This window comes from Streptomyces sp. NBC_01283 (assembly GCF_041435335.1).
Taxonomy (GTDB): domain Bacteria; phylum Actinomycetota; class Actinomycetes; order Streptomycetales; family Streptomycetaceae; genus Streptomyces.
The window spans coordinates 749,498-770,895 of the sequence record NZ_CP108430.1; the positions used below are offsets into that span (position 1 = coordinate 749,498).

Annotated in this window: 21 protein-coding genes; 15 read left to right on the top strand and 6 right to left on the bottom strand. The window is 70.4% G+C overall.

Annotation, left to right across the window (positions count from 1 at the left end):
* The first annotated feature begins 61 nt into the window (after positions 1-61).
* Positions 62-1,390: an aspartate aminotransferase family protein gene (locus tag OG302_RS03420; RefSeq protein ID WP_371525299.1), complete on the top strand. Its 1,329-nt coding sequence runs from the start codon at positions 62-64 to the stop codon at positions 1,388-1,390.
* A gap of 27 nt (positions 1,391-1,417) precedes the next feature.
* Here the strand turns inward: OG302_RS03420 and def are convergent, their stop codons facing one another.
* On the bottom strand, positions 1,418-2,017 hold the full coding sequence (def, locus tag OG302_RS03425; protein ID WP_371525300.1) for a peptide deformylase: 600 nt from the start codon (positions 2,015-2,017) through the stop codon (positions 1,418-1,420).
* 62 nt (positions 2,018-2,079) lie between these two features.
* Between def and OG302_RS03430 the strand changes: the two genes are divergently transcribed.
* Positions 2,080-2,691 carry a helix-turn-helix domain-containing protein gene (locus OG302_RS03430; RefSeq protein ID WP_371525301.1) on the top strand — a complete coding sequence of 204 codons (612 nt, stop codon included), beginning with the start codon at positions 2,080-2,082 and terminating at the stop codon, positions 2,689-2,691.
* A gap of 84 nt (positions 2,692-2,775) precedes the next feature.
* On the opposite strand, the gene OG302_RS03435 is transcribed toward OG302_RS03430, so the two are convergent.
* From OG302_RS03435 to OG302_RS03445, 3 genes are all read right to left on the bottom strand, one after another.
* Positions 2,776-3,348, bottom strand: coding sequence for a MepB family protein (locus OG302_RS03435; protein WP_371525302.1), 573 nt, complete (start codon positions 3,346-3,348; stop codon positions 2,776-2,778).
* A 26-nt stretch (positions 3,349-3,374) separates the two neighbouring features.
* Positions 3,375-4,277: an NADP-dependent oxidoreductase gene (locus tag OG302_RS03440; protein ID WP_371750006.1), complete on the bottom strand. Its 903-nt coding sequence runs from the start codon at positions 4,275-4,277 to the stop codon at positions 3,375-3,377.
* 85 nt (positions 4,278-4,362) lie between these two features.
* Positions 4,363-5,037 carry an HAD family hydrolase gene (locus OG302_RS03445; RefSeq protein WP_371525303.1) on the bottom strand — a complete coding sequence of 225 codons (675 nt, stop codon included), beginning with the start codon at positions 5,035-5,037 and terminating at the stop codon, positions 4,363-4,365.
* A gap of 268 nt (positions 5,038-5,305) precedes the next feature.
* Here OG302_RS03445 and OG302_RS03450 point away from each other — a divergent pair, with 268 nt between their 5' ends.
* The 10 genes from OG302_RS03450 (at position 5,306) to OG302_RS03495 (ending at position 14,306) form a co-directional block, all read left to right on the top strand.
* On the top strand, positions 5,306-5,737 hold the full coding sequence (locus tag OG302_RS03450; protein ID WP_371525304.1) for a DUF2243 domain-containing protein: 432 nt from the start codon (positions 5,306-5,308) through the stop codon (positions 5,735-5,737).
* A 17-nt stretch (positions 5,738-5,754) separates the two neighbouring features.
* Entirely contained in the window at positions 5,755-6,621 is an 867-nt protein-coding gene (locus OG302_RS03455) for a cytochrome c oxidase assembly protein (protein WP_371525305.1), read from the top strand.
* Entirely contained in the window at positions 6,569-7,219 is a 651-nt protein-coding gene (locus OG302_RS03460; protein ID WP_371525306.1) for a dienelactone hydrolase family protein, read from the top strand. Before OG302_RS03455 ends, OG302_RS03460 begins: the two co-directional genes overlap by 53 nt.
* A 153-nt stretch (positions 7,220-7,372) precedes the next feature.
* Positions 7,373-8,296 carry an L-threonate dehydrogenase gene (gene ltnD / locus OG302_RS03465; protein ID WP_371525307.1) on the top strand — a complete coding sequence of 308 codons (924 nt, stop codon included), beginning with the start codon at positions 7,373-7,375 and terminating at the stop codon, positions 8,294-8,296.
* Position 8,297: 1 nt separating this feature from the next.
* A complete protein-coding gene (gene otnK / locus OG302_RS03470; RefSeq protein WP_371525308.1) occupies positions 8,298-9,578 on the top strand; it encodes a 3-oxo-tetronate kinase in 1,281 nt (426 codons plus the stop codon).
* Positions 9,575-10,267, top strand: a complete 693-nt coding sequence (locus tag OG302_RS03475; protein WP_371525309.1) for an aldolase — start codon at positions 9,575-9,577, stop codon at positions 10,265-10,267. Before otnK ends, OG302_RS03475 begins: the two co-directional genes overlap by 4 nt.
* A gap of 85 nt (positions 10,268-10,352) precedes the next feature.
* Positions 10,353-11,657, top strand: a complete 1,305-nt coding sequence (locus OG302_RS03480) for an MFS transporter (RefSeq protein ID WP_371525310.1) — start codon at positions 10,353-10,355, stop codon at positions 11,655-11,657.
* 41 nt (positions 11,658-11,698) lie between these two features.
* A complete protein-coding gene (gene otnI / locus OG302_RS03485; RefSeq protein WP_371525311.1) occupies positions 11,699-12,502 on the top strand; it encodes a 2-oxo-tetronate isomerase in 804 nt (267 codons plus the stop codon).
* A complete protein-coding gene (gene denD / locus OG302_RS03490) occupies positions 12,499-13,551 on the top strand; it encodes a D-erythronate dehydrogenase (protein WP_371525312.1) in 1,053 nt (350 codons plus the stop codon). Before otnI ends, denD begins: the two co-directional genes overlap by 4 nt.
* Before the next feature lie 5 nt (positions 13,552-13,556).
* Entirely contained in the window at positions 13,557-14,306 is a 750-nt protein-coding gene (locus OG302_RS03495; RefSeq protein ID WP_371525313.1) for a FadR/GntR family transcriptional regulator, read from the top strand.
* Positions 14,307-14,315: 9 nt separating this feature from the next.
* On the opposite strand, the gene glgX is transcribed toward OG302_RS03495, so the two are convergent.
* Positions 14,316-16,415, bottom strand: a complete 2,100-nt coding sequence (gene glgX / locus OG302_RS03500) for a glycogen debranching protein GlgX (RefSeq protein ID WP_371525314.1) — start codon at positions 16,413-16,415, stop codon at positions 14,316-14,318.
* A gap of 89 nt (positions 16,416-16,504) precedes the next feature.
* Complete coding sequence (locus OG302_RS03505) at positions 16,505-17,023, bottom strand: pep a2 (protein WP_371525315.1); 519 nt, start codon at positions 17,021-17,023, stop codon at positions 16,505-16,507.
* Positions 17,024-17,315: 292 nt separating this feature from the next.
* Here OG302_RS03505 and OG302_RS03510 point away from each other — a divergent pair, with 292 nt between their 5' ends.
* From OG302_RS03510 to treS, 3 genes are all read left to right on the top strand, one after another.
* Positions 17,316-17,567: a DUF5133 domain-containing protein gene (locus OG302_RS03510; RefSeq protein WP_371525316.1), complete on the top strand. Its 252-nt coding sequence runs from the start codon at positions 17,316-17,318 to the stop codon at positions 17,565-17,567.
* Between the two features lie 71 nt (positions 17,568-17,638).
* A complete protein-coding gene (locus OG302_RS03515; RefSeq protein ID WP_371525317.1) occupies positions 17,639-19,615 on the top strand; it encodes a maltotransferase domain-containing protein in 1,977 nt (658 codons plus the stop codon).
* 52 nt (positions 19,616-19,667) lie between these two features.
* Positions 19,668-21,392 (top strand): maltose alpha-D-glucosyltransferase, encoded by a 1,725-nt coding sequence (gene treS, locus OG302_RS03520; RefSeq protein WP_371525318.1) that lies wholly within the window; start codon positions 19,668-19,670, stop codon positions 21,390-21,392.
* Positions 21,393-21,398 lie beyond the last annotated feature (6 nt).

Below are 21,398 nucleotides of genomic sequence, written 5' to 3' on the forward strand. Positions count from 1 at the left end.
AACAGGAAAGCCGGAATCGTGAGATGGACGTGTCGCTCGGCCGCCGCCTACCGTCGGTTGCATGACCGCTTCTACCACCGCCCTGCCGTCCACCGAAACCTTCTGGGCCGATGCCGAGAGGCATCTCGTGCGCTACGGCGGCGAGTTCACGCACGAGATCATCGAACGTGCCGCCGGAAGCTTCGTGTTCACCGCGGGCGGCCGGAAGATCCTCGACTTCACCTCCGGCCAGATGAGCGCGATCCTGGGTCACTCGCACCCGGAGATCGTCGCGACCGTCCAGCGGCAGGTCGCGAGCCTCGACCACCTCTTCAGCGGCATGCTCAGCCGCCCGGTGGTCGACCTCGCCCGGCGCCTCGCCGACACGCTGCCCGCTCCGCTGGAGAAGGCGCTGCTGCTGACGACCGGCGCCGAGTCCAACGAGGCCGCCATCCGGATGGCCAAGCTCGTCACCGGCAGGCACGAGGTCGTCTCGTTCGCGCGGTCCTGGCACGGCATGACGCAGGCCGCCGCGTCCGCCACGTACAGCGCGGGACGCAAGGGCTACGGTCCGGGCGCACCCGGCAACTTCGCCATCCCCGTGCCGAACGCCTACCGTCCCGACTTCACCACGGACGACGGCTCCCTGGACTGGCGACGTCAGCTGGACTTCGCCTTCGACCTGATCGACGCCCAGTCGACCGGCAGCCTGGCCGCGTGCCTCGTCGAACCGATTCTCAGTTCCGGCGGCATCATCGAGCCGCCGCCGGGGTACTTCGCGGCCCTGCGGGCCAAGTGCCGGGAACGCGGGATGCTGCTGATCCTCGACGAGGCCCAGACGGGCCTGTGCCGCACCGGCACCTGGTACGCGTTCGAGCGTGACGGCGTCGTGCCCGACATCCTCACGCTGTCCAAGACGCTGGGTGCGGGGCTGCCCCTGGCCGCCGTGGTGACCAGCGCCGAGATCGAGCAGGAGGCCTACGAGCGCGGGTTCCTGTTCTTCACCACGCACGTCGCCGACCCGTTGGTCGCCGCGGTCGGCAACACCGTCCTCGATGTCCTGATCGCCGAAAGGCTCGACGAGCGCGCGCAGTCACTCGGCGCGTTCCTCCACCAGGGCCTCACCGACATCGCCTCGCGGCACTCGGTCGTCGGCGACATCCGCGGCCGGGGCCTGCTGGCCGGGGTCGAACTCGTCGTCGACCGCGAGACCAAGCAGCACTCGAACGAACTGGGCGCGCTGGTCACCCGGCGCTGCCTCGAGCTGGGGCTGCACATGAACATCGTCCAGCTCGCCAACATGGGCGGGGTCCTGCGGATGGCGCCACCGCTGACCGCCACCGAGGACGAACTGTCCCTCGGCCTGTCGATGCTGGACCAGGCGATCGGCGACGCCGGCGCCGCTCTCTGATCCACTCCCCCGCCGCGGTCCCAGGCCTCAGCGCCCCAAGTTCTCGGCCTTGGCGGCACGTTGGGCGAAGACGTCCTCACGGCGGTCCTCCATCTGCCGCAAGGCGTCCTTCCGGTCCCGCTTGGAGAGCCGGGAGAGATAGGTGTGGCCTTCGAGATGATCGGCCTCGTGCTGCAGGCACCGGGCGAAGTAGCCCGTGCCCTCGATGACGAGAGGGTTGCCGTCCTTGTCCCGACCGCGCACGACGGCACGGTCGGTGCGCGGAACCGCCATGGTCGCACCGGGTACGGACAGGCAGCCCTCGGACGCGTCGACGAGTCGGCGGCTGCCCGGTCCGGGCAGCTCCAGGACGGGGTTGATGATGTGGCCGACATGCCGGATCCCGTCGTCGTCCGGGCAGTCGTAGACGAACAGCCGCAGGTCGACGTCCACTTGGTTGGCGGCGAGCCCGGCACCGTCGGCCACGTACATCGTCAGGAACATGTCGTCGATGAGCGCCGACAGTTCCGCGGTCCCGAACTCGGTCACCTCCTGGCACCGCCGGCCCAGGATCTCCTCGCCCACCACCGTGACCCTGCGCACCGAGCCCCGCTCCGCCTCCGGCGGCAGGTCGTGACGAACAGACATCGCTGTCTCCCCCTTCAGTTCAATGCTTGCCAAGTCCTTTGCAAAGTAGCAGACTTTGCAAAGTGACTGAAGATGACCTCACCCCCTCCCCCGACAGGGCCGACCAGACGCCGGGCACCCAGGGCGACGCCCTGCGCGAGCACGATGTCCGTACGGCCCTGATGGCCCTGCTGGCCGAGGTCGGCACCGTGACGGCGACCGAGGCCGCCGCCCGGCTGGGCCACAGTTCGGGGCTCTGCTCGTTCCACCTCCGGCAGCTCGCACGTCACGGACTCATCGAGGAAGCCCCTCACCACGGAGGCCGCGCACGCCCCTGGCGCCTGAGGCAGGACGATGCCACCGTCGGCGAACCCGCGGTGGAGGAGTTCGGGGACTTGGCGCGAGGGCTGGAGGACGAGAGCTGGCAGCGCTGGCTCGGCCGGCGCGACCAGGCCCCGGACGAATGGCGCCGTGACGAAGCCTTCAGCGCCATCGCCTATCTGACGCCCGAGGAGATGAGCCGGGTCTCGGACACCGTGCGACGCGCACTCGCCCCCTACCAGGACCGCGAGCAGCGCCCTCTGGCCCGGCCTGACGGCGCCCGCCCGGTGGCTCTCATCGCCCGGCTGTTCCCCCTGCTGCCGCAGCCCGACTCCGGTGCGGACGGGGGAGGCACTCCGCCTTCAGCTGCCTAGTTGGCACCTTGGAGATACGCCGTCCCGCCCTCCGCACAACACGAGGGGTCCGCGGCCGTCTGAGGTCTGATCACCAGAGCCCGCTCACACGGTCCCGTCCTGCGGGCCGTAGAGCTGCCGGGCGCGGGCGAGGTCGACGGGACCGTCCTGGGGGGGCAGGTGCAGGAAGAAGTCCACCTGCCAGGCCTGCGCCCTGGCGGCCGGGCGGTTCGTGGTGATCACCCAGGGCGGGTAGACGCGGAACGCGCGCTTCCCGGCGGAGCCGCCCCCGGATACGACTCCCTGTTCGCGGAGGGCGTCCACGGGAAAGACGAACTGGCCGAAGCGGTCGTGGTCGCGGGTGCTGATGACGAAGAGGTCGACGGGGTCCGTGACGTCGAAGGGCTGGATGGGTCCGTCCTGGGACCTCTTCCACACGGTGACGAACTGACCGACCTTGGTGGGGGTCGTCTTGGCCGCACGGAACCGGATGGAGCGCCCCTCAAGGGTGAACTCGTGGGCGGCGTATTCGGCGCTCTCGGCTTCGGGCACCGGTCGCGAGCAGGCGAACCCGCAGGGGTCGTACACGCGCGTCTTGGCCGCGGCGAGATCTCCGTGAACGGAGGCCGTGTCGGGCCACGGTGCGGGAGCGGACGCGTGTGCGCGGGTCGTTGCCATGCGTCCACCCTGTCATGACGGCCGCCCTATTCGATCACCAGTACGATCTTTCCGCGCACCCGGCCGTCCTCGCCAACGCGATGCGCCTCCGCGATGGCGGCGAGCGGGAAGGTCTTCGCGACCGGGAGCGAGAAGCGGCCGGACTCGATCAGCCCGCCGATCTCTGCGAGCGCGTGGACCGCACGGCCGGAGTCCCCGCGGCTGAACGTCACCCCGTACTCGCGCGCACCGGCGAAGTCGGCGAGCGTCACGACGCGCTCCGGTGCCCCCGCGAGGTCGATGAGCTCGGGCAGGATGCCGCTCCCCGCGACGTCCAGGGCGAGGTCGACGCCGTCGGGCGTCAGCGCGCGAACCCGCTCGACGAGGCCCTCTCCGTAGGCCACGGGCTCGGCCTTCAGGGAGCGCAGGTACGCGTGGTTCGCCGGACTTGCCGTGCCGATCACGCGGACGCCGCGCGCCACGGCGAGCTGGACCGCGGCGCTGCCGACGCTCCCCGAGGCGCCGCTGACGAGCAGCGTGCTGCCGCTCCCGGCGCCGAGTCGGTCGAGCGCGCGCGTGGCCGTCTCCACGGCGGCCGGCAGCGCGGCAGCGCCGGGAAAGTCGAGCGACGGCGGGATCGGTGCGTAGAAGGGCAGCACCGCCAGCTCGGCCTGGGTGGCTCCGTCGGCGGAAAGGCCGAACACGCGATCGCCGACGGCCACGTCCGTGACGCCTGCGCCGAGCTCGTCGACGACGCCCGCCGCCTCATGGCCCATGGTCTGCGGGAGCTCCTGATCCATCAGACCCTGGCGCTTCTTCCAGTCACTCGGGTTGATGCCGGCCGCGCGCACCGCGATCCGGACTTCGCCGGGGCCCGGGCGCGGGGCGGGCAGATCCACGATCTCGAGGACCTCCGGACCCCCGAACCGGCTGAAGCGGGCTGCCTTCATCATGCGCTCCGATCTCGCCCCCGAGGTCGCTCCGATCCTGCCCCGAAGTGTCGCACCCGCGGCCTGCCCGGCAGCCTCCGGCGGGTCAGCCCCGGCTCTCCAGACCGGCGAACGCGCTGCTCCCGAGCGAGGACAGGAGGTGGGCGGTGTCGTCGTACACCTCTGCCGCTCCGGCCCCGGAGAGTTCGGCGCGGGGGATGCCGCCGCTGAGCACGGCCAGGGGCGTGACGCCCGCACGCCGCGCCGCCTTCATGTCCCAGACCGAGTCGCCGACGAACACACTGTCCTGCGCCTTCGCACCGGCCAGGTCCAGCGCGTGGGCCACGGGCTCCGCGGCCGGTTTGCCCTCGTCGACGTCGTCGGCGCTGGCCGTCGCGGTGATGACGTCGTCCGCGTCGACGGCGGCGCGCAGCGCGTCGAGTTCGGCGCCGCCGGCGGAGGTGGCGAGCACGATGGTCCACCCCTCCCGCGCGAGGGAACGCAGCAGTTGTCCCGCGTCCTCGAAAGCTTCGAGGCGGTCGAAGTGGGTGCCGTAGAGCGTCTTGTGCGCCGCGCTGATGGCGTCGTCCTGGTCCGGATCGCGGTCGTCGCCGAGGACGTGTTCGATCAGGTCGGTGCCGCCCAGGCCGATTGCGTGGTGCACGGCGCGCATCGGCACCCGGTGACCGGCCTGCCGGAAGGCCTCCCACCAGGCCGTGACATGCAGGTAGTTGGTGTCGACGAGCGTTCCGTCGACGTCGAACAGGGCGGCACGCGTCACGAGGGCTCCATTCACGATCTTTCGTGGGCTTTCACCGTAATAGTCGTATTTACAATCCGCATGGCTGAACCTCACCGGCGGCGCGCCCCGGCGCACTCTGGCCCAAATGTGGCGGTCAGCCATTCCGCTTCCCGGGTACTCGGCTCCTCGTTCCCGCTCAACCTGCCCCTATGCCCGCCCCGGCGCCGAGGAGACCCGGATGACGTTCCATCCTCGTGAGCAGCAACGCACGCAGCATCATGCGCGGCAACGCGAGCACCATGGACCGGTGACGCCGGTGAAGCGGCGCTCCCTCCTCTCCGGGGCACTGGTCGGCGTCGGTATCGCGGCGTTCGTCGACGAGATGGTGTTCCACCAACTGCTGCACTGGCACCACTTCTACGACAAGGCGTCCAGCGAGGCCGGCCTCGTCTCCGACGGGATCTTCCATGCCTTCGGCTGGCTGGCGATGGTCGCGGGCCTCTTCCTGTACGCGGATCTGTGGCGCCGCGGCGCCCGGCACCTCACCGCCTGGTGGTCCGGCCTGTGTCTGGGGCTCGGCGGCTTCCAGCTCTACGACGGCACGTTCCAGCACAAGGCGCTGGAGCTGCACCAGATCCGCTACGGCGTGGAGCTGGCACCGTACGACTGGACGTGGAACGTGATCGCCGTGCTGTTCCTGGCGACCGGCGTGCTGCTCCTGCTCCGGGCCCGCCGGTGACGGTTGTCGTGCCGGCCGTGGCCGTGAGCTGTCTCGGCTATGTGGCGGCGGCCCGGCAGCTGCGTCGGCGCGGCGACCGCTGGCCCCACCGGCGTGACGCGGCGGTCTGTGCGGGCGGCGCGGCACTGATCACCTCGCTCGCCGCCCCGTGGGACAGGTGGCCGCCGTTCACCGGGCACATGACCACCCATCTGGGCATCGGGATGATCGCGCCCCTGCTGTTCGTGCTCGGCCGTCCCGTGACGCTGGCGCTGCGCGCCCTGCCGGTGGGGCCGCGGCGGCGGCTTCTCTCCTGCGTACGTTCCCGCCCCGCAGCCCTGCTCGTGTGGCCGCCGGTGGCCGCGCTCGTGCACATCGCCGGACTCTGGGCGGTGTACCGCACGCCGCTCATGGCCGCCGCGCACCACCGTCCGTGGCTGCACACGCTGGTCAGCGTGCATCTCGTGGCGTCCGGCCTGCTGTTCACCTTCGCCGTCCTGGCCCTGGACCCGCTGCGTCACCGCGCCGGTTTCACGCTGCGCGGCGGAGCCATGCTGGCCGCGTCGGCCGCGCACGGAATCCTCGCCAAGTCGCTCTACGCCACGGGCCCGCCCGGCACCTCCTTCGCCGCGGCCGATCTGCGTGTGGCGTCGTACGTCATGTACTACGGCGGGGACGTGGTCGGCATCGCGCTGGCCGTACTGCTGGGCCACCAGTGGTACGCGGCCGAGGGCCGGGCCCTGGTCCGGGCCCGGCGTGCGCCCCGGGCGCACACCCGCCCCGTACGGCTGCCGCGTAGCGCCACTCTCGCGGGGTACCCGGCGAACTTCGTCCCCGGAATCCGGAGGTCCCATGTTGTGCGAGACAGTCACCGTGCCCAACGGCGAGGGGGCACTCATCGGTGAACTGACCGTGCCGGACACGGTGTTCGGCGTCACGGTGCTCGCCCACGGCAGCGGCAGTTCCCTGTACGGCCCCCGCAGCCGGGCCCTGGCCGGCACGCTCCACAACGCCGCAGTCGGGACGCTGCTCATCGACCTGCTCACGCCCGACGAAGCGGCCAGGGGCAGGCCGACCGGCCGGCGGCACAGCGAGGTCGATCTGCTGACCCACCGGCTGATCGCCTCCGTCGACTGGCTCTCCGCCCGCGTCTCCGATCTGCCGGTCGGCCTGTTCTGCGCGAGCACGGGAGCAGCGGCCGCGCTCGGCGCCGCTGCCGCCAGGCCCGGCCTCGTGGACACGGTGGTCTGCCCCGACGGCCGCCCCGACCTGGCCGGGGAGGAGGTTCTCGGCCATCTGCACGCCCCGGTCCTGCTCCTCGTCGGAGGGCGCGACACCGAAATACTGCGACTCAACCGGGAAGCGGCCAACCGGATGCGTGTCCTGAGCCGGCTGCGCGTGATCCCCGACGCCACGCATCTCTTCGAGGAGCCCGGAGCGTTGGACGAGGTCGCCGCCGTCGCGGCCCGGTGGTTCGCCGGCATGGGCCAGGCAGAGATCTGAGGACCAGGCACAGATCAGCGGCACACCCCGATGCGTGACCGGCATCACAGTGCGCCACGCCACATCCTCAGGTCATCATATGACCCGACCGCCGCACGGATTCCGAGCCGTGCCGCGCTCCTGACGGCATGGCACAGCGAGACGAGGACGGGCATGAACGACCAGGACAGTCCGGCACGGCCACGCGTAGGCGTGGTGGGGCTCGGGGCCATGGGACTCGGCATGGCGCACAGCCTGCGGAACGCGGGCTTCGACGTAGGGGTCCATGATCTGCGCCCCGACGTGGCCACCGCCTTCGCCGCGGACGGCGGCACCGCCTTCGCCACCGCCGGTGAACTCGCGGGCTCCGTCGACGTCCTGGTCGGCGTCGTGGTCAACGCGGCACAGGTCGAGTCGGTGCTGTTCGGTGAGGGCGGCGCGGCCGAGCGGCTGCACCCGGGTTCCGTCTACGTCATGTGCTCCACGGCCGACCCCGCCTGGTCCGCCGAGCTGGAGCGGCGGCTGGCCGAGCGCGGCGTGCTCTACCTGGACGCTCCCATCTCCGGTGGTGCCGCACGGGCGGCGAAGGGCGAGCTCACCATGATGACCTCGGGCGCCCCGACCGCGTACGCGATCGCCGATCCGGTGCTGGATGCCATGAGCAGCACGGTGTACCGGCTGGGCGACGAGGCCGGGATCGGCTCCAAGGTCAAGGTCGTCAACCAACTGCTCGCGGGAGTGCACATCGCCGCGGCCGCCGAGGCGATGGCGCTGGGCATCAAGGCGGGCGTACCCGCCGATGCGCTCTATGAAGTGATCACGCACAGCGCGGGCAACTCGTGGATGTTCGAGAACCGCATGGCGCACGTGCTCGCCGGGGACTACACGCCGCTGTCCGCGGTCGACATCTTCGTCAAGGACCTGGGGCTCGTGCTCGACGCGGCCCGGCCGGAGAAGTTCCCCCTCCCCCTGGCGGCCACCGCCCATCAGATGTTCCTGCAGGCGTCGGCCTCCGGTCTGGGCGGCGAGGACGACAGCGCGGTGATCAAGATCTTCCCGGGGATCGAGCTGCCCGCACCCGCACGGGAAGAGGTCTGAGATGGCCATCCGGCTCGGCTGCATCGCCGACGACTTCACCGGCGCCACGGACCTGGCCAACAACCTGGTGCGCGCGGGCATGCGCGTCGTCCAGCTGATCGACGTACCGCCCGCCGGCACCGAGGGGCCGGTCGACGCCGACGCCGTCGTCATCGCGCTCAAGTCGCGCACCACCCCGGCGCCCGAGGCGGTCGCGGCCTCGCTGCGGGCGCTGGAGTGGCTGCGCTCGGCGGGCGCCGAGCAGATCTACTTCAAGTACTGCTCGACGTTCGACTCGACGCAGGCCGGCAACATCGGTCCCGTCACCGAGGCCCTGATGGACGCGCTCGGCACCGATTTCACGGTCGCCACCCCGGCGTTCCCCGACAACGGGCGCACCGTCTTCAAGGGACATCTCTTCGTCGGCGACGTACTGCTCGGCGACAGCGGCATGCGGCACCACCCGCTGACGCCGATGACGGATTCCAACCTGGTGTCCGTGCTCGGTGCGCAGACCGCGCGTCCGGTCGGCCTCATCGACCACACCGTGGTCGCCGCCGGTGCCGGGGCGATCCGGGAGCGCGTCGACACGCTGCGCAAGGAGGGGGTCGGCGCCGCGATCGTGGACGCCGTCTCGAACGACGACCTCCTGCGGCTCGGTGCGGCGGTCAAGGAGCTGCCGCTGGTGACCGCCGGATCCGGCCTGGCGATCGGCCTGCCCGCGAACTGGGGGTTCGAGCCGTCCCCCGCCGCCGCCCGACTGCCCTCCCCCCGCGGCCATCAGGCCATCGTCTCCGGGTCGGTGTCCACCGCCACAAACGGTCAGGTCCGGGAGTTCCTGCACAGCGGCCGGCCCGCGTTCAGCGTGGATCCGCTGCGGATCGCGGCCGACGACGACGTGGCCGGGCAGGCCCTGGCCTTCGCCGCCGCACATCTGGCCCAGGGGCCTGTCCTCGTCTACTCCACCGAAGCGCCCGGCGCGGTCAAGGACGTGCAGGGCCGCCTCGGTGTCGCCGAGGCCGGTGCGCTCGTCGAGCGGACCCTGGCCCGTGTCGCCCAGGGGCTCGTGGAGCTGGGTGTGCGTCAGTTGGTCGTCGCCGGTGGCGAGACCTCGGGCGCGGTCGTCCAGGCGCTGGGCCTGACGGGCCTGCGCATCGGGCCGCAGATCGACCCCGGTGTGCCCTGGTGCGCGGCGGCCCTGCCCGGCGGGGACCTGCTCCACATCACGCTGAAGTCCGGCAACTTCGGCGGCCCCGACTTCTTCACCGCGTCCTTCGCCCACCTCGACCGGGAGACGGCATGACCCGGCTCCCGAGCCCTGCCCCGGACACCCAAGACAGTGTGGACACGGCGCGCGCCGAGATCGTCCGGGTGGGCACCAGCCTGTTCGCCCGGGGCTACGTCCACGCCAGCGCCGGCAACATCAGCGCGCGGGTCGGCGACTCCCACCTGATCACACCCACCGACGCCGCCCTGGGCTTCCTGGAGCCCGAGCGCCTCGCCCTGGTCGATCCCGACGGTGAGCAGATCGCGGGCGACCGCGCCAGCAAGACCCTCACCCTGCACCGCCGCATCTGTGCCGCCGACCCCACGGCACGGTTCATCGTCCACACCCACTCCACGCATCTCGTCGCGCTCACCCTGGCCGGCGTGTGGAGCCAGGACGACGTGCTTCCGCCCCTCACGCCGTACTACGTCATGAAGGTCGGGCACGTCCCGCTCATCCCCTACCACCGGCCCGGCGATCCGCGCGTGGCCGACCTGGTGACCGGCCATATCGCTGATCGTGCGGCGGCACGCACGCCGATCAGGGCCGTGCTGCTCGACCGTCTTGGCCCGGTGGTCTGGGGCCCCGACGCCGCGTCCGCTCTCGCCGTCCTCGAAGAACTCGAGGAGACGGCGCGCCTCTGGCTCCTGACCGACCGTCGCCCCGAGCCGCTCCCCTCCCCCGCTCTCGACGAACTGAGGTCCGTGCTCGGCGCCTCTTGGTGACCGCGCACCGCACCGCGCGCAGCGCCGCACACCGCACCGCGCGCCCTCCGTCGGAGAATCCCCTGAGCCGCAGTAAGGATTCCGCATGCCCACGCCCACCGCGACGGCCGAGACCCCCGATCTCGCCCGTGAGAACGCCGTGTTCCGCAAGGTCGTTCTCCGTATCGTCCCCTTCCTGATCCTCTGTTACGTCTTCTCCTACCTGGACCGCGTCAACGTCGGCTTCGCGAAGCTGCAGATGTCCGAGGACCTCGGGCTGAGCGAGGCGGCGTACGGCCTCGGCGCCGGTCTGTTCTTCATCGGCTACTTCATCTTCGAGGTGCCCTCGAACCTGATGCTGCAGCGCGTGGGCGCGCGCACCTGGATCGCCCGGATCATGATCACGTGGGGGCTGGTCTCGGGCGCGTTCTCCTTCGTCACGAACGAGACGGCGTTCTACGTGCTCCGCTTCCTCCTGGGCGCGGCGGAGGCCGGCTTCTACCCGGGGGTGATCCTCTACTGCACCTACTGGTTCCCCTCCCACCGCCGGGCCCGCGTCATCGCGATGTTCATGTCGGCGATCCCCGTCGCGGGCATCTTCGGCAACCCGCTCTCCGGCTGGATCATGGACAGCTTCGACGGGGTCAGCGGATGGCACGGCTGGCAGTGGATGTTCATGCTGGAAGCGATTCCGGCGCTCCTCATCGGTGTCGCGACGGTGTTCTACCTCGACAATGGGGTGCGCAGCGCCACGTGGCTCTCCGAGGAGGAGAAGGACATCGTCGAGGCGGCGATCGCCAAGGACACCGCGCACCAGAAGCACGGCCGCGTGTGGGACGGCTTCCGCGACCCCAAGGTGTGGCTGATGTGCCTGATCTACTTCTGCTTCGTGATGGGTCAGTACGCCCTGACCTTCTGGATGCCCACCTTCGTCAAGTCCACCGGCATCGACGACAACTTGACGATCGGTGTGCTCAGCGCCGTGCCGTTCCTGGCCGCGCTGGTCGCGATGAACCTGTTCGGGCGCTCCGCGGACAAGCGCCGCGAGCGCCGCTGGCACCTGGTCGTCCCCAGCCTCATGGGCGCACTCGGCTTCTCCCTGGCCGCCGGCTGGAGCGGATCGACGGTGCTGTCCCTGATCGCCCTGTCCTTCGCGGCGGCCGGTGTGCTCACCTGTGCCCCGCTGTTCTGGTCGTTGCCCACCGCGTTCCTCGGCGGCACCGCGGCGGCGGCCGGGCTCGCCCTGATCAACTCGGTGGGCAACCTGGCCGGCTTCGTCAGCCCGTACATGATCGGCGGGCTCAAGGACGCCACCGGATCGACCTCCATACCGATGTACGTCCTCGCCCTGAGCCTGGTGATCGGCGCGGTCGCCGTGCTGACCACCAAGAAGGAAGTCGTCAACCGCTGACCGGGTCCGGTCACGGTCCCGGCCCCACCACAGGAGCAAGCATGCCGAGGTTCGCCGCGAACCTGTCCATGATGTACACCGAGCACGACTTCCCCGACCGCTTCGCCGCGGCGTCAGCGGACGGCTTCGAGGCCGTGGAGTACCTCTTCCCCTACGCGTACGACGCCGCCGAGCTGCGCCGCCGGCTCGATGACCACGGCCTTCGCCAGGTGCTTTTCAACGCGCCGCCCGGCGCCTGGGAGTCCGGGGAGCGGGGCATCGCCTCGCTCCCCGGCCGCGAGGGCGAGCTCCGCTCCGGGATCGAGCGGGCGCTGGAGTACGCCGCGGTGCTCGGCTGCGGCCAGGTGCACGTGATGGCCGGTCTCCTGCCGCAGCGGAGCACGCCCGATCAGCGGGCCGCGCACCGCGCCACCTACCTCGCCAACCTCGCCTGGGCCGCCGAGCGGGCCGCCGCCGTGGGCGTCGACCTCCTGATCGAGCCGATCAACGGACGTGACATGCCGGGCTACTTCCTGCACCGGCAGGCCGAGGCGCACGCTGTAGTCCAGGAGGTGGGCGCCCCGAACCTCAAGGTCCAACTCGACCTGTACCACTGCCAGATCGTGGAGGGCGACCTCACCACGACACTGCGCCGCGACCTGCCCACCGGCCGCGTCGCCCATCTGCAGATTGCCGGCGTGCCCGACCGCCACGAGCCCGACCGGGGCGAACTCGACGTCCGCCACCTGTTCGACGTCGTCGACGAGCTGGGCTTCGACGGGTGGATCGGCTGCGAGTACCACCCCCGGGCCGGTACGAGCGAGGGGCTCGGCTGGCTCAAGAACTACCGAGGAGAACACGCATGAGGATCGTCATCACCGGTGGCTTCGGCTTCCTGGGACGGCAGGTCGCCGACGCCCTGCTGGCGCGGCGCACCCTGTGCAGGGCGCCCATCGACCGCCTGGTACTCGCCGACCGGTTCGTGCCCGCCGAGGCGACGGTGGCCTCCGATCCCCTGGTGGACGTCATCCAGGGCGACCTGAGCGAGCGCCTCGACGAGATCTTCGCGCAGCCCGTGGACATCTTGATCCACCTGGCCTCAGCCGTCTCGTCCGAGTGCGAGGCCGACTTCGAACTCGGCATGAGCGCCAACCTGGACACCACCCGCGCGCTGCTGGACGCCGCCCGCGCACAGTCGGCCGCCGGCGGCCCGACGCCCCGGGTGGTGTTCTCCAGCAGCGTCGCGGTCTACGGCTCCGACCCCGCGCTGCCGCTGCCGCCCGTGGTGAGCGAGTCGACGCTGCCCACACCGCAGTCCAGCTACGGCACGCAGAAGCGCATCTGCGAGCAGCTCGTCGCCGAGTACACCCGGCGGGGCTTCGTCGACGGACGCGTGGCGCGCCTGATGACCGTGACGGTGCGGCCGGGCAAGCCGAACGCCGCCGCATCCGGCTTCCTGTCCGGCATCATCCGCGAGCCCCTCGCGGGGCTGCCCGCCATCTGCCCGGTCAGCCCCGACCTGCGGGTCGCCCTGGCCTCGCCGCGGCGCACCGTCGAAGGCATCCTGCGTATCGCCGAGGCCGGGCGCGGCAGTGGCCCCGGTGAGCTGGAGGGCGGGCTTCCGGTCAATCTTCCGGCGCTGACGGTCACGGTCGCCGAGATGCTGGACACGCTGCGCCGGGTGGCCGGTGACGCCGTCGCCGACCGCGTGACGCTCTCGCCCGACCCCGCCGTCGAGGCCATCGTCGGCTCCTGGCCCGCCGCCTTCGACAACGCGCGCGCCACGGCGCTCGGCCTGCGGCCCGACGAGAGCTTCGAGTCGGTCGTGCGGGCGTACGTCGAGGACCACCCCGAAGCCGTGAGGTCCGCGGACCTGCCCGCGGCCGGGGCGATCGGGGCCCGACGGATAGACTGACGAGCATGTTCTCCAAGGTGAGTGGCCCCATTCGGCTCGCGGACCGGGTCGCCGCGATCCTCTCGGAGGAGATCGAGTCCGGGCGTCTTGCCGAGGGCGACAAGCTGCCGACCGAGGTCGAGTTGGTCAAGCAGCTCGGCGTCAGTCGCACCGTGATCCGCGAGGCCGTCTCCCGGCTGCGCAACGCCGGGCTCGTCGAACCGCGCCAGGGCCGGGGCGTGTTCGTCATGCCCCGGCGCACCCGGCCGCTGGACCTGGAGGCCGAGGCATCCGGCACCAAGTCCAAGGTGCTGCAGATCGTGGAGGTCCGCCGCGCCATGGAGGGCGAGGCGGCATCACTGGCGGCCGTCAGGGCCACGCCGGACGACGTCGCCCGGATGCGCCAGTCGCTGGCCGCGATCGACAAGGCGGTGGCGGACGGCGGTGACGGGGTCGACGAGGACCTGGCCTTCCATCAGTCGATCGCCGAGTCGACCGGGAACGCGGTGATGGTCTCGACGGTGCGGTACCTGGGCGAGGTCATGCGCGGCGGCATCCGCGTCACGCGGGCGAACGAGGCGCGGCGCGACGACTTCATCGAGGCGGTGCGGGTGGAGCACCACGCGATCCTGGCGGCCGTCGAGTCGGGCGACGCGGAGGCGGCCCGCAGCGCCGTGCGCCGTCACATGAAGCACGCCGCGTCCCGGCTGCAGGACGCCGACGAGGGCTTCTGGACGGAGACGGACGAGCTCAAGGTGGACCTGGACCAGCGATGACCCGCCCTGTCACTGGTCCGAAAGCCGGTCCGAGGGCTGCTCCGAGGGCCGATCCGAGGGCCGGGAGAGGACGACCAGGGACCGCGGGCCGACGCTGAGGGTGGTGTCGGCCTTGTGCTCCGTCTCGTCCGGCGGGCCGCCGGTTTCGTACGTGTCGAGCAGGGTCGTCCAGCACGCTCCGTACGCGGTGTCGGGGAGCCGGAACTCCATCGGCTCCCAGTAGCAGTTGAACAGCACGAGGAAGGAATCGTCGACGACGGCCCGGCCGACGCGGTCCGGTTCCGCGATGGCGTCGCCGTTGAGGAAGACGGCGACCGCGTGCGCGTCGGGCCGGTCCCAGTCCGCCGTCGTCATCTCGGCGGCGTCGGGGCGCAGCCAGACCAGGTCGGGCAGCGGCTGCCCCTGGTGGGTGACGGTGTCGCCCCGGAAGAAGCGGCGGCGGCGCAGGATCGGGTGTGCGGTGCGCAGCGCCACCACCCGGCGGGTGAAGTCCAGCAGGTCCTCGCGTTCCTCGTCGAGGTCCCAGTCGATCCACGCGGTCTCGTTGTCCTGGCAGTAGGCGTTGTTGTTGCCGAGCTGGGTGCGGCCCAGTTCGTCCCCGTGGCCGAGCATCGGGATGCCCTGGGAGAGCATCAGCGTCGCGAGGAAGTTGCGCTGCTGTCGTGCGCGCAGGGCGCGCACCTCGGGGTTGCGGGTGGGGCCTTCCGTGCCGCAGTTCCAGGAGCGGTTGTTGCTCTCGCCGTCCCGGTTTCCCTCGCCGTTGGCCTCGTTGTGCTTGGCGTCGTACGAGACGAGGTCGCGCAGGGTGAATCCGTCGTGGGCGGTGATGAAGTTGACGCTGGCGCGCGGGCGGCGCCGGTCGCGCTGGTAGAGGTCGGCGGATCCCGTCAGGCGTGAGGCGAACTCCGCGAGGGTCCGGTCGCCCCCGCGCCAGAAGTCCCTGACACAGTCGCGGTACTTCCCGTTCCACTCGGACCACAGCGGCGGGAAGTTGCCCACCTGGTAGCCGCCGTCACCCAGGTCCCACGGCTCGGCGATGAGCTTGACGCGGCTGATCACCGGGTCCTGCTGGATGAGGTCGAAGAAGGCCGAGAGCCGGTCCACCTCGTGGAACTGCCGGGCGAGGGTGGCGGCCAGGTCGAAGCGGAATCCGTCGACATGGCATTCGGTGACCCAGTAGCGCAGTGAATCCATGAGCAGCTGAAGGACGTTGGGGTGACGCATCAGCAGGCTGTTGCCCGTCCCCGTGGTGTCGTAGTAGCGACTGAAGTCGTCGTCGGACAGCCGGTAGTACGACGCGTTGTCGATGCCGCGGAAGGAGAGGGTCGGACCGTTCTCGTTGCCCTCCGCCGTGTGGTTGTAGACCACGTCGAGGATCACTTCGAGGCCGGCCGCGTGCAGGGCCTTCACCATGGACTTGAACTCGGTGACCTGCTGGCCGAGCGTCCCGTGGGCCGCGTACGCGTGGTGCGGGGCGAAGAATCCGATCGTGTTGTAGCCCCAGTAGTTGGACAGTCCCTTGTCGAGCAGGAAGCCGTCCTGGACGTACTGGTGCACCGGCATCAGCTCGACCGCGGTGACCCCCAGAGAAGTCAGGTGGTCGAGGACGGCCGGTGCGGCCAGGCCCGCGTAGGTGCCGCGGAGTTCTTCGCGGACGCCGGGGTGGGTGCGGCTCAGTCCGCGTACGTGCGTCTCGTAGATGACGGAGTCGGCGTAGGCGTGCGAGGGCGGGCTGTCCCCGGTCCAGTCGAACTCCGGATCGACGACGACACCGCACAGGGCATCCGGCCCGGCGTCGTCGCGAAGGTCGTGGACGGCCCTGGCGTAGGGATCGAGGAGGAACTTCGCCGGGTCGCAGCGGTGACCGGCGGCGGGCATCCAGGGGCCGTGGACGCGATATCTGTAGCGTTGGCCCGGGCCGACGTCCGGCAGGTAGCCGTGCCACACCGAGCCGTCGGCCTCCGTCAGCGTCGCGGTCCGCTCGGCCCCGTCCGCGTCGAGCAGGATGAGGTCGACCTGCTCGGCCACCTCGCTGAACAGGGCGAAGTTCGTCCCGTCACCGTCGTAGGTGGCGCCAAGCGGGAAGGGCCGGCCGGTCCACACGCGCACAAGATCTCCCGTCGTCGTCCCCCGGTCCGACCTTCGGGCATGCGGCGGGTGCGCGCCTCTCCGGCGCGCACCCGGCAGACACGGTCCGGTCAGGCGGGGCTTGCGACCTCCAGGGGCGCCGTCCGCTCCGGGGCGCCCACGGCGACCGGCCGCGGAGCGGAGCGGGGCAGGGAAAGCGCCTCGATCGTGCTGGGCGCCGGGCCCTTGGGAACCAGGGGTTCGCGAAGCTGCCTGCGGCTGCGCAGCGAGAACCAGACGATGTGCTGGTCGGCGGCGGTGCAGCTGCCCCACCCGTCACTGAGCGCCGCGATCTCGGCCAGGGAGTGCGACTCGACGCCGTGCGCGGCCGCGACGGCCGGATCGTCGTGCGAGACCGCGGTGATCAGATGGTGTCCGGTCCACCAGGTCTCGATCGCGGTCCGCCCCGCGGAGGTGTTCCGCGCCGCCGGTTCCAGCAGGAGACCGATCCCCCGCGACACGTCCGGCACATGCTGTTCCAGCCCCCAGTACCTCAGATGGGCGGCCAGGATGCGCCGGACCTGACCGACGCGCTCCGGCACCAGGTCCACGTCGAGGTGGTAGTAGCGGGGCGCTGCGTGGTGCTTCATCGTTCTTGCTCCTCACCGCGGAGCTCGCGCTCGGACGCTTCGACGGAGTCGCCGTACGCACAGAGCGTGAGCAGTGATCGCTTGAGAGTCAGCATTCAGCTTCACCCCTCTACTCCATTCGTGCAACACGAGAGTGATCGGCCGAGCGCTCTGCGTTCAACAGGACGGAGCGCGCTTCACCTCGCACCATGAGGGAGTGAGCAAACCCGCTGTGATGGTTCGCTCCCCCTCCGTGAACGGCCCGAGAGCCCGCCAGGGCTCACCGTCGTGGAGGTCCAGGAGGTCGAGTGCGATGCGGGCGGAGCGCGCCACAGATGACGTCGGTCGGCAACTGGAGAGGTATCGCGCGTGGCAGCGCCGCTTCCTCGCCTCCCCCAGCGACGCCGCGGTGCGCGCGGGGTTCCAGGACGCCGTGGCCGCCCTGTGCGCGGTGACGAGCCGGCGCTGCGGGCGTGAGGCGGCCGAGGCCGCGGAACGCGGCCCGCTCCCCGCGTCGGCCCGCCCCGATTCCGCCCGCCGCCCGGCCCCGCCCGGGAGCGACTGAGGCGGGAAGCGAAGCCCCAAGGAACGCAGCAGAGACGAACAACGCACCGGACGACCCCGGAGGTGGACAGCATGTCGGTGGACCCCAGTCACGTCCGCATCCCCATCGAGGATGTGCGGCCCTGTGTCCACGGTGGCCTGCGCCCGGCGAAGGCAGTCGTCGGCGAGGCCGTCGAGGTCACGGCCCTCGTCTTCGTCGAAGGCTCCGGCGTGGTCGGCGCCGAGGCGGTCCTGTACGCGCCCGACGGCCGCACCACCCGGCGCCGGACCATGCGGGAAGTGGCACCGGGTACGGACCGATGGGCCGCCGACGTGACCCCGGACGCGATCGGCCGCTGGACGTTCACCGTCGAGGCGTGGACCGATCCGATGGCCGTCTGGCAGCGCGACGCGGTGATCAAGGTGCACGCCGACGTGGACACCGGGGTCACCCTGGAGGACGGGATCCTGCTCTTTGAGCGGGCCGTCGACCAGGCGCCCGACGACGCGGCGCGCTCCACCCTGCGCACGGCGCTCGGCCTGCTGCGCGACGACACCCGCACCCCGCTGGACCGCCTCGCGGCGGCCACGGCACCGGACGTACGCGCACTCCTGTCGGCCCATCCCCTGCGTGAACGCCGCACCGAGAGCGCTCCGTTGCCGCTGCTGGTGGAGCGGGAGCGGGCGTTGTTCGGGTCGTGGTACGAGTTCTTCCCGCGTTCGGAAGGTGCCGTCGTCCGGGAGGGCGAGCCCCCGCGCTCGGGCACCTTCCGCACCGCCGCCGAACGGCTCCCGGCTATCGCCGCGATGGGCTTCGACGTGGTCTACCTGCCGCCGGTCCACCCCATCGGAACCACCTTCCGCAAGGGCCCCAACAACTCCCTGTCCCCCGGCCCGCACGACGTGGGCGTGCCCTGGGCCATCGGCTCCCCCGAGGGCGGCCACGACGCCATCCACCCCGACCTGGGCACCCTGGAGGACTTCGACGCCTTCGTGCGCCGCGCCGCCGACCTGCACCTGGAAGTCGCCCTGGACTTCGCCCTGCAGTGCTCGCCGGACCACCCCTGGGTCGACAAGCACCCCGAGTGGTTCCAGCACCGCGCCGACGGCAGCATCGCCTACGCGGAGAACCCGCCCAAGAAGTACCAGGACATCTACCCCCTGGCCTTCGACCGCGACATGCCGGGTCTGATCACCGAGACCGTACGCCTGCTGCGGTTCTGGATGGACCACGGCGTGCGTATCTTCCGCGTCGACAACCCGCACACCAAACCGGTCACCTTCTGGGAACAGGTCCTCGCCGACATCAACCGCACCGACCCCGACGTCATCTTCCTGGCGGAGGCCTTCACCCGCCCCGCCATGATGCGCACCCTCGCCGCGATCGGCTTCCAGCAGTCCTACACCTACTTCACCTGGCGCAACACCAAGCCCGAACTCACGGCATACGTACAGGAGTTGACCGGGGAATCAGCCGCCTACATGCGGCCGAACTTCTTCGTCAACACCCCCGACATCCTGCCCGAGTTCCTCCAGCACGGCGGACGCCCGGCCTTCGAACTGCGCGCGGTACTCGCCGCGACCCTCTCCCCGGCATGGGGTCTCTACAGCGGCTACGAACTCTGCGAGGACACGCCCCTCAAGCCCGGCAGCGAAGACTACCTGGACTCCGAGAAGTACCAACTGCGGTCTCGCGACTGGGAATCGGCGGAGCGTGCGGAACGCACCATCTCGCCGCTGATCACCACGCTCAACGCGATACGCCGACGCCATCCGGCGCTGCACCGGCTGCGCAACGTGCACTTCCACCCCGTGGACAACGACCAGGTGATCGCGTACAGCCGTCATGAGCCCGGCGACACGGTGCTGGTGGTCGTGAACCTCGACCCGCACCGCACCCAGGAGGCGACCGTGCGCCTCGACCTCACCCGTCTGAACCTCGCGCCCGGCTCCACCTTCCGCGTGCACGACGAACTGGGCGACGCGACCTACACGTGGGGCGAGTCCAATTTCGTACGTCTGACGCCGGGCGTCTCCCCCGCGCACGTATGCGCGGTCGAGGCCGAGTAAGTCGAGGCCGAGCAAGAAGCACGCGCCCCAGCTCTGCGGCAACGGAGGATGCATGACCATCAACGAGCCGGTGTCCGATCTGTTCGAGGACGCGCCCGCCAAGGACCGAGACCCCGAGTGGTTCAAGCGCGCCGTCTTCTACGAGGTCCTGGTCCGCTCCTTCCACGACAGTGACGGCGACGGCATCGGTGACCTCAAGGGGGCCACCGCCAAGCTGGACTATCTGCAGTGGCTGGGCGTGGACTGTCTGTGGCTGCCGCCGTTCTTCACGTCACCACTGCGCGACGGCGGTTACGACGTGGCCAATTACATCGCCGTGCTGCCCGAGTTCGGCGATCTGGGGGATTTCGTCGAATTCATCGATGCGGCGCATCAGCGGGGCATGCGCGTGATCATCGACTTCGTGATGAACCACACCAGTGATCAGCACCCGTGGTTCCAGCAGTCCCGCAGCGACCCCGAAGGCCCCTACGGCGACTACTACGTCTGGGCCGACGACGACAAGCAGTACCAGGACGCGCGCATCATCTTCGTCGACACCGAAGCCTCCAACTGGACCTTCGACCCGGTGCGCAAACAGTACTTCTGGCACCGCTTCTTCTCCCACCAGCCCGACCTCAACTACGAGAACCCGGCCGTCCAGGAAGAGATCATCTCCGCCCTGCGCTTCTGGCTCGACCTGGGCATCGACGGCTTCCGCCTGGACGCCGTGCCCTACCTCTTCGCCGAAGAGGGCACCAACTGCGAAAACCTCCCCCGCTCCCACGCCCTGCTCAAACGCGTCCGCGCCGAAATCGACGCCCACTACCCCGACACCGTGCTCCTCGCCGAGGCCAACCAATGGCCCGAAGACGTCGTCGACTACTTCGGCGACTTCAAAGACGGCGGCGACGAATGCCACATGGCCTTCCACTTCCCCGTCATGCCCCGCATCTTCATGGCCGTACGCCGCGAATCGCGCTACCCCGTCTCCGAAATCCTCGCCAAGACCCCCGCCATCCCCTCCGGCTGCCAATGGGGCATCTTCCTGCGCAACCACGACGAGCTCACCCTCGAAATGGTCACCGACGAAGAACGCGACTACATGTACGCGGAATACGCCAAAGACCCCCGCATGCGCGCCAACATCGGCATCCGCCGCCGCCTGGCCCCCCTCCTGGACAACGACCGCAACCAGATCGAACTCTTCACCGCCCTGCTCCTCTCCCTGCCCGGCTCACCGATCCTCTACTACGGCGACGAGATCGGCATGGGCGACAACATCTGGCTCGGCGACCGCGACGCCGTCCGCACCCCCATGCAGTGGACCCCCGACCGCAACGCCGGCTTCTCCTCCTGCGACCCCGGACGCCTCTACCTCCCCACGATCATGGACCCGGTCTACGGCTACCAGGTCACCAACGTCGAAGCCTCCATGTCCTCCCCCTCCTCATTGCTGCACTGGACCCGCCGGATGATCGAGATCCGCAAACAGAACCCCGCCTTCGGACTCGGCTCATACATCGAGCTCGCCTCCTCGAACGCCTCCGTCCTCGCCTTCCTGCGCGAGTACAAGGACGACCTGGTCCTGTGCGTGCACAACTTCTCCCGCTTCGCCCAGCCCACCGAGCTCGACCTCCGGGCCTACGACGGCCGCAACCCCGTCGAACTCATGGGCGGAGTGCGCTTTCCCGCCATCGGCGAACTTCCCTACCTCCTCACCCTCGCCGGACACGGCTCGTACTGGTTCCGACTCTGCGAAAGCGAGCCTCGTCGGACCGTGCGCATTACCAAGTGATCGGAC

Bases quoted from the DNA above. Each gene is read 5' to 3' on its own strand.
- OG302_RS03420 (WP_371525299.1), top strand. From the start codon at position 62: ATGACCGCTTCTACCACCGCCCTGCCGTCCACCGAAACCTTCTGGGCC.
- def (WP_371525300.1), bottom strand. From the start codon at position 2,017: ATGTCTGTTCGTCACGACCTGCCGCCGGAGGCGGAGCGGGGCTCGGTG.
- OG302_RS03435 (WP_371525302.1), bottom strand. From the start codon at position 3,348: ATGGCAACGACCCGCGCACACGCGTCCGCTCCCGCACCGTGGCCCGAC.
- OG302_RS03440 (WP_371750006.1), bottom strand. From the start codon at position 4,277: ATGAAGGCAGCCCGCTTCAGCCGGTTCGGGGGTCCGGAGGTCCTCGAG.
- OG302_RS03460 (WP_371525306.1), top strand. From the start codon at position 6,569: ATGTTGTGCGAGACAGTCACCGTGCCCAACGGCGAGGGGGCACTCATC.
- ltnD (WP_371525307.1), top strand. From the start codon at position 7,373: ATGAACGACCAGGACAGTCCGGCACGGCCACGCGTAGGCGTGGTGGGG.
- otnK (WP_371525308.1), top strand. From the start codon at position 8,298: ATGGCCATCCGGCTCGGCTGCATCGCCGACGACTTCACCGGCGCCACG.
- OG302_RS03475 (WP_371525309.1), top strand. From the start codon at position 9,575: ATGACCCGGCTCCCGAGCCCTGCCCCGGACACCCAAGACAGTGTGGAC.
- OG302_RS03480 (WP_371525310.1), top strand. From the start codon at position 10,353: ATGCCCACGCCCACCGCGACGGCCGAGACCCCCGATCTCGCCCGTGAG.
- otnI (WP_371525311.1), top strand. From the start codon at position 11,699: ATGCCGAGGTTCGCCGCGAACCTGTCCATGATGTACACCGAGCACGAC.
- denD (WP_371525312.1), top strand. From the start codon at position 12,499: ATGAGGATCGTCATCACCGGTGGCTTCGGCTTCCTGGGACGGCAGGTC.
- OG302_RS03495 (WP_371525313.1), top strand. From the start codon at position 13,557: ATGTTCTCCAAGGTGAGTGGCCCCATTCGGCTCGCGGACCGGGTCGCC.
- OG302_RS03505 (WP_371525315.1), bottom strand. From the start codon at position 17,023: ATGAAGCACCACGCAGCGCCCCGCTACTACCACCTCGACGTGGACCTG.
- OG302_RS03510 (WP_371525316.1), top strand. From the start codon at position 17,316: ATGCGGGCGGAGCGCGCCACAGATGACGTCGGTCGGCAACTGGAGAGG.
- OG302_RS03515 (WP_371525317.1), top strand. From the start codon at position 17,639: ATGTCGGTGGACCCCAGTCACGTCCGCATCCCCATCGAGGATGTGCGG.
- treS (WP_371525318.1), top strand. From the start codon at position 19,668: ATGACCATCAACGAGCCGGTGTCCGATCTGTTCGAGGACGCGCCCGCC.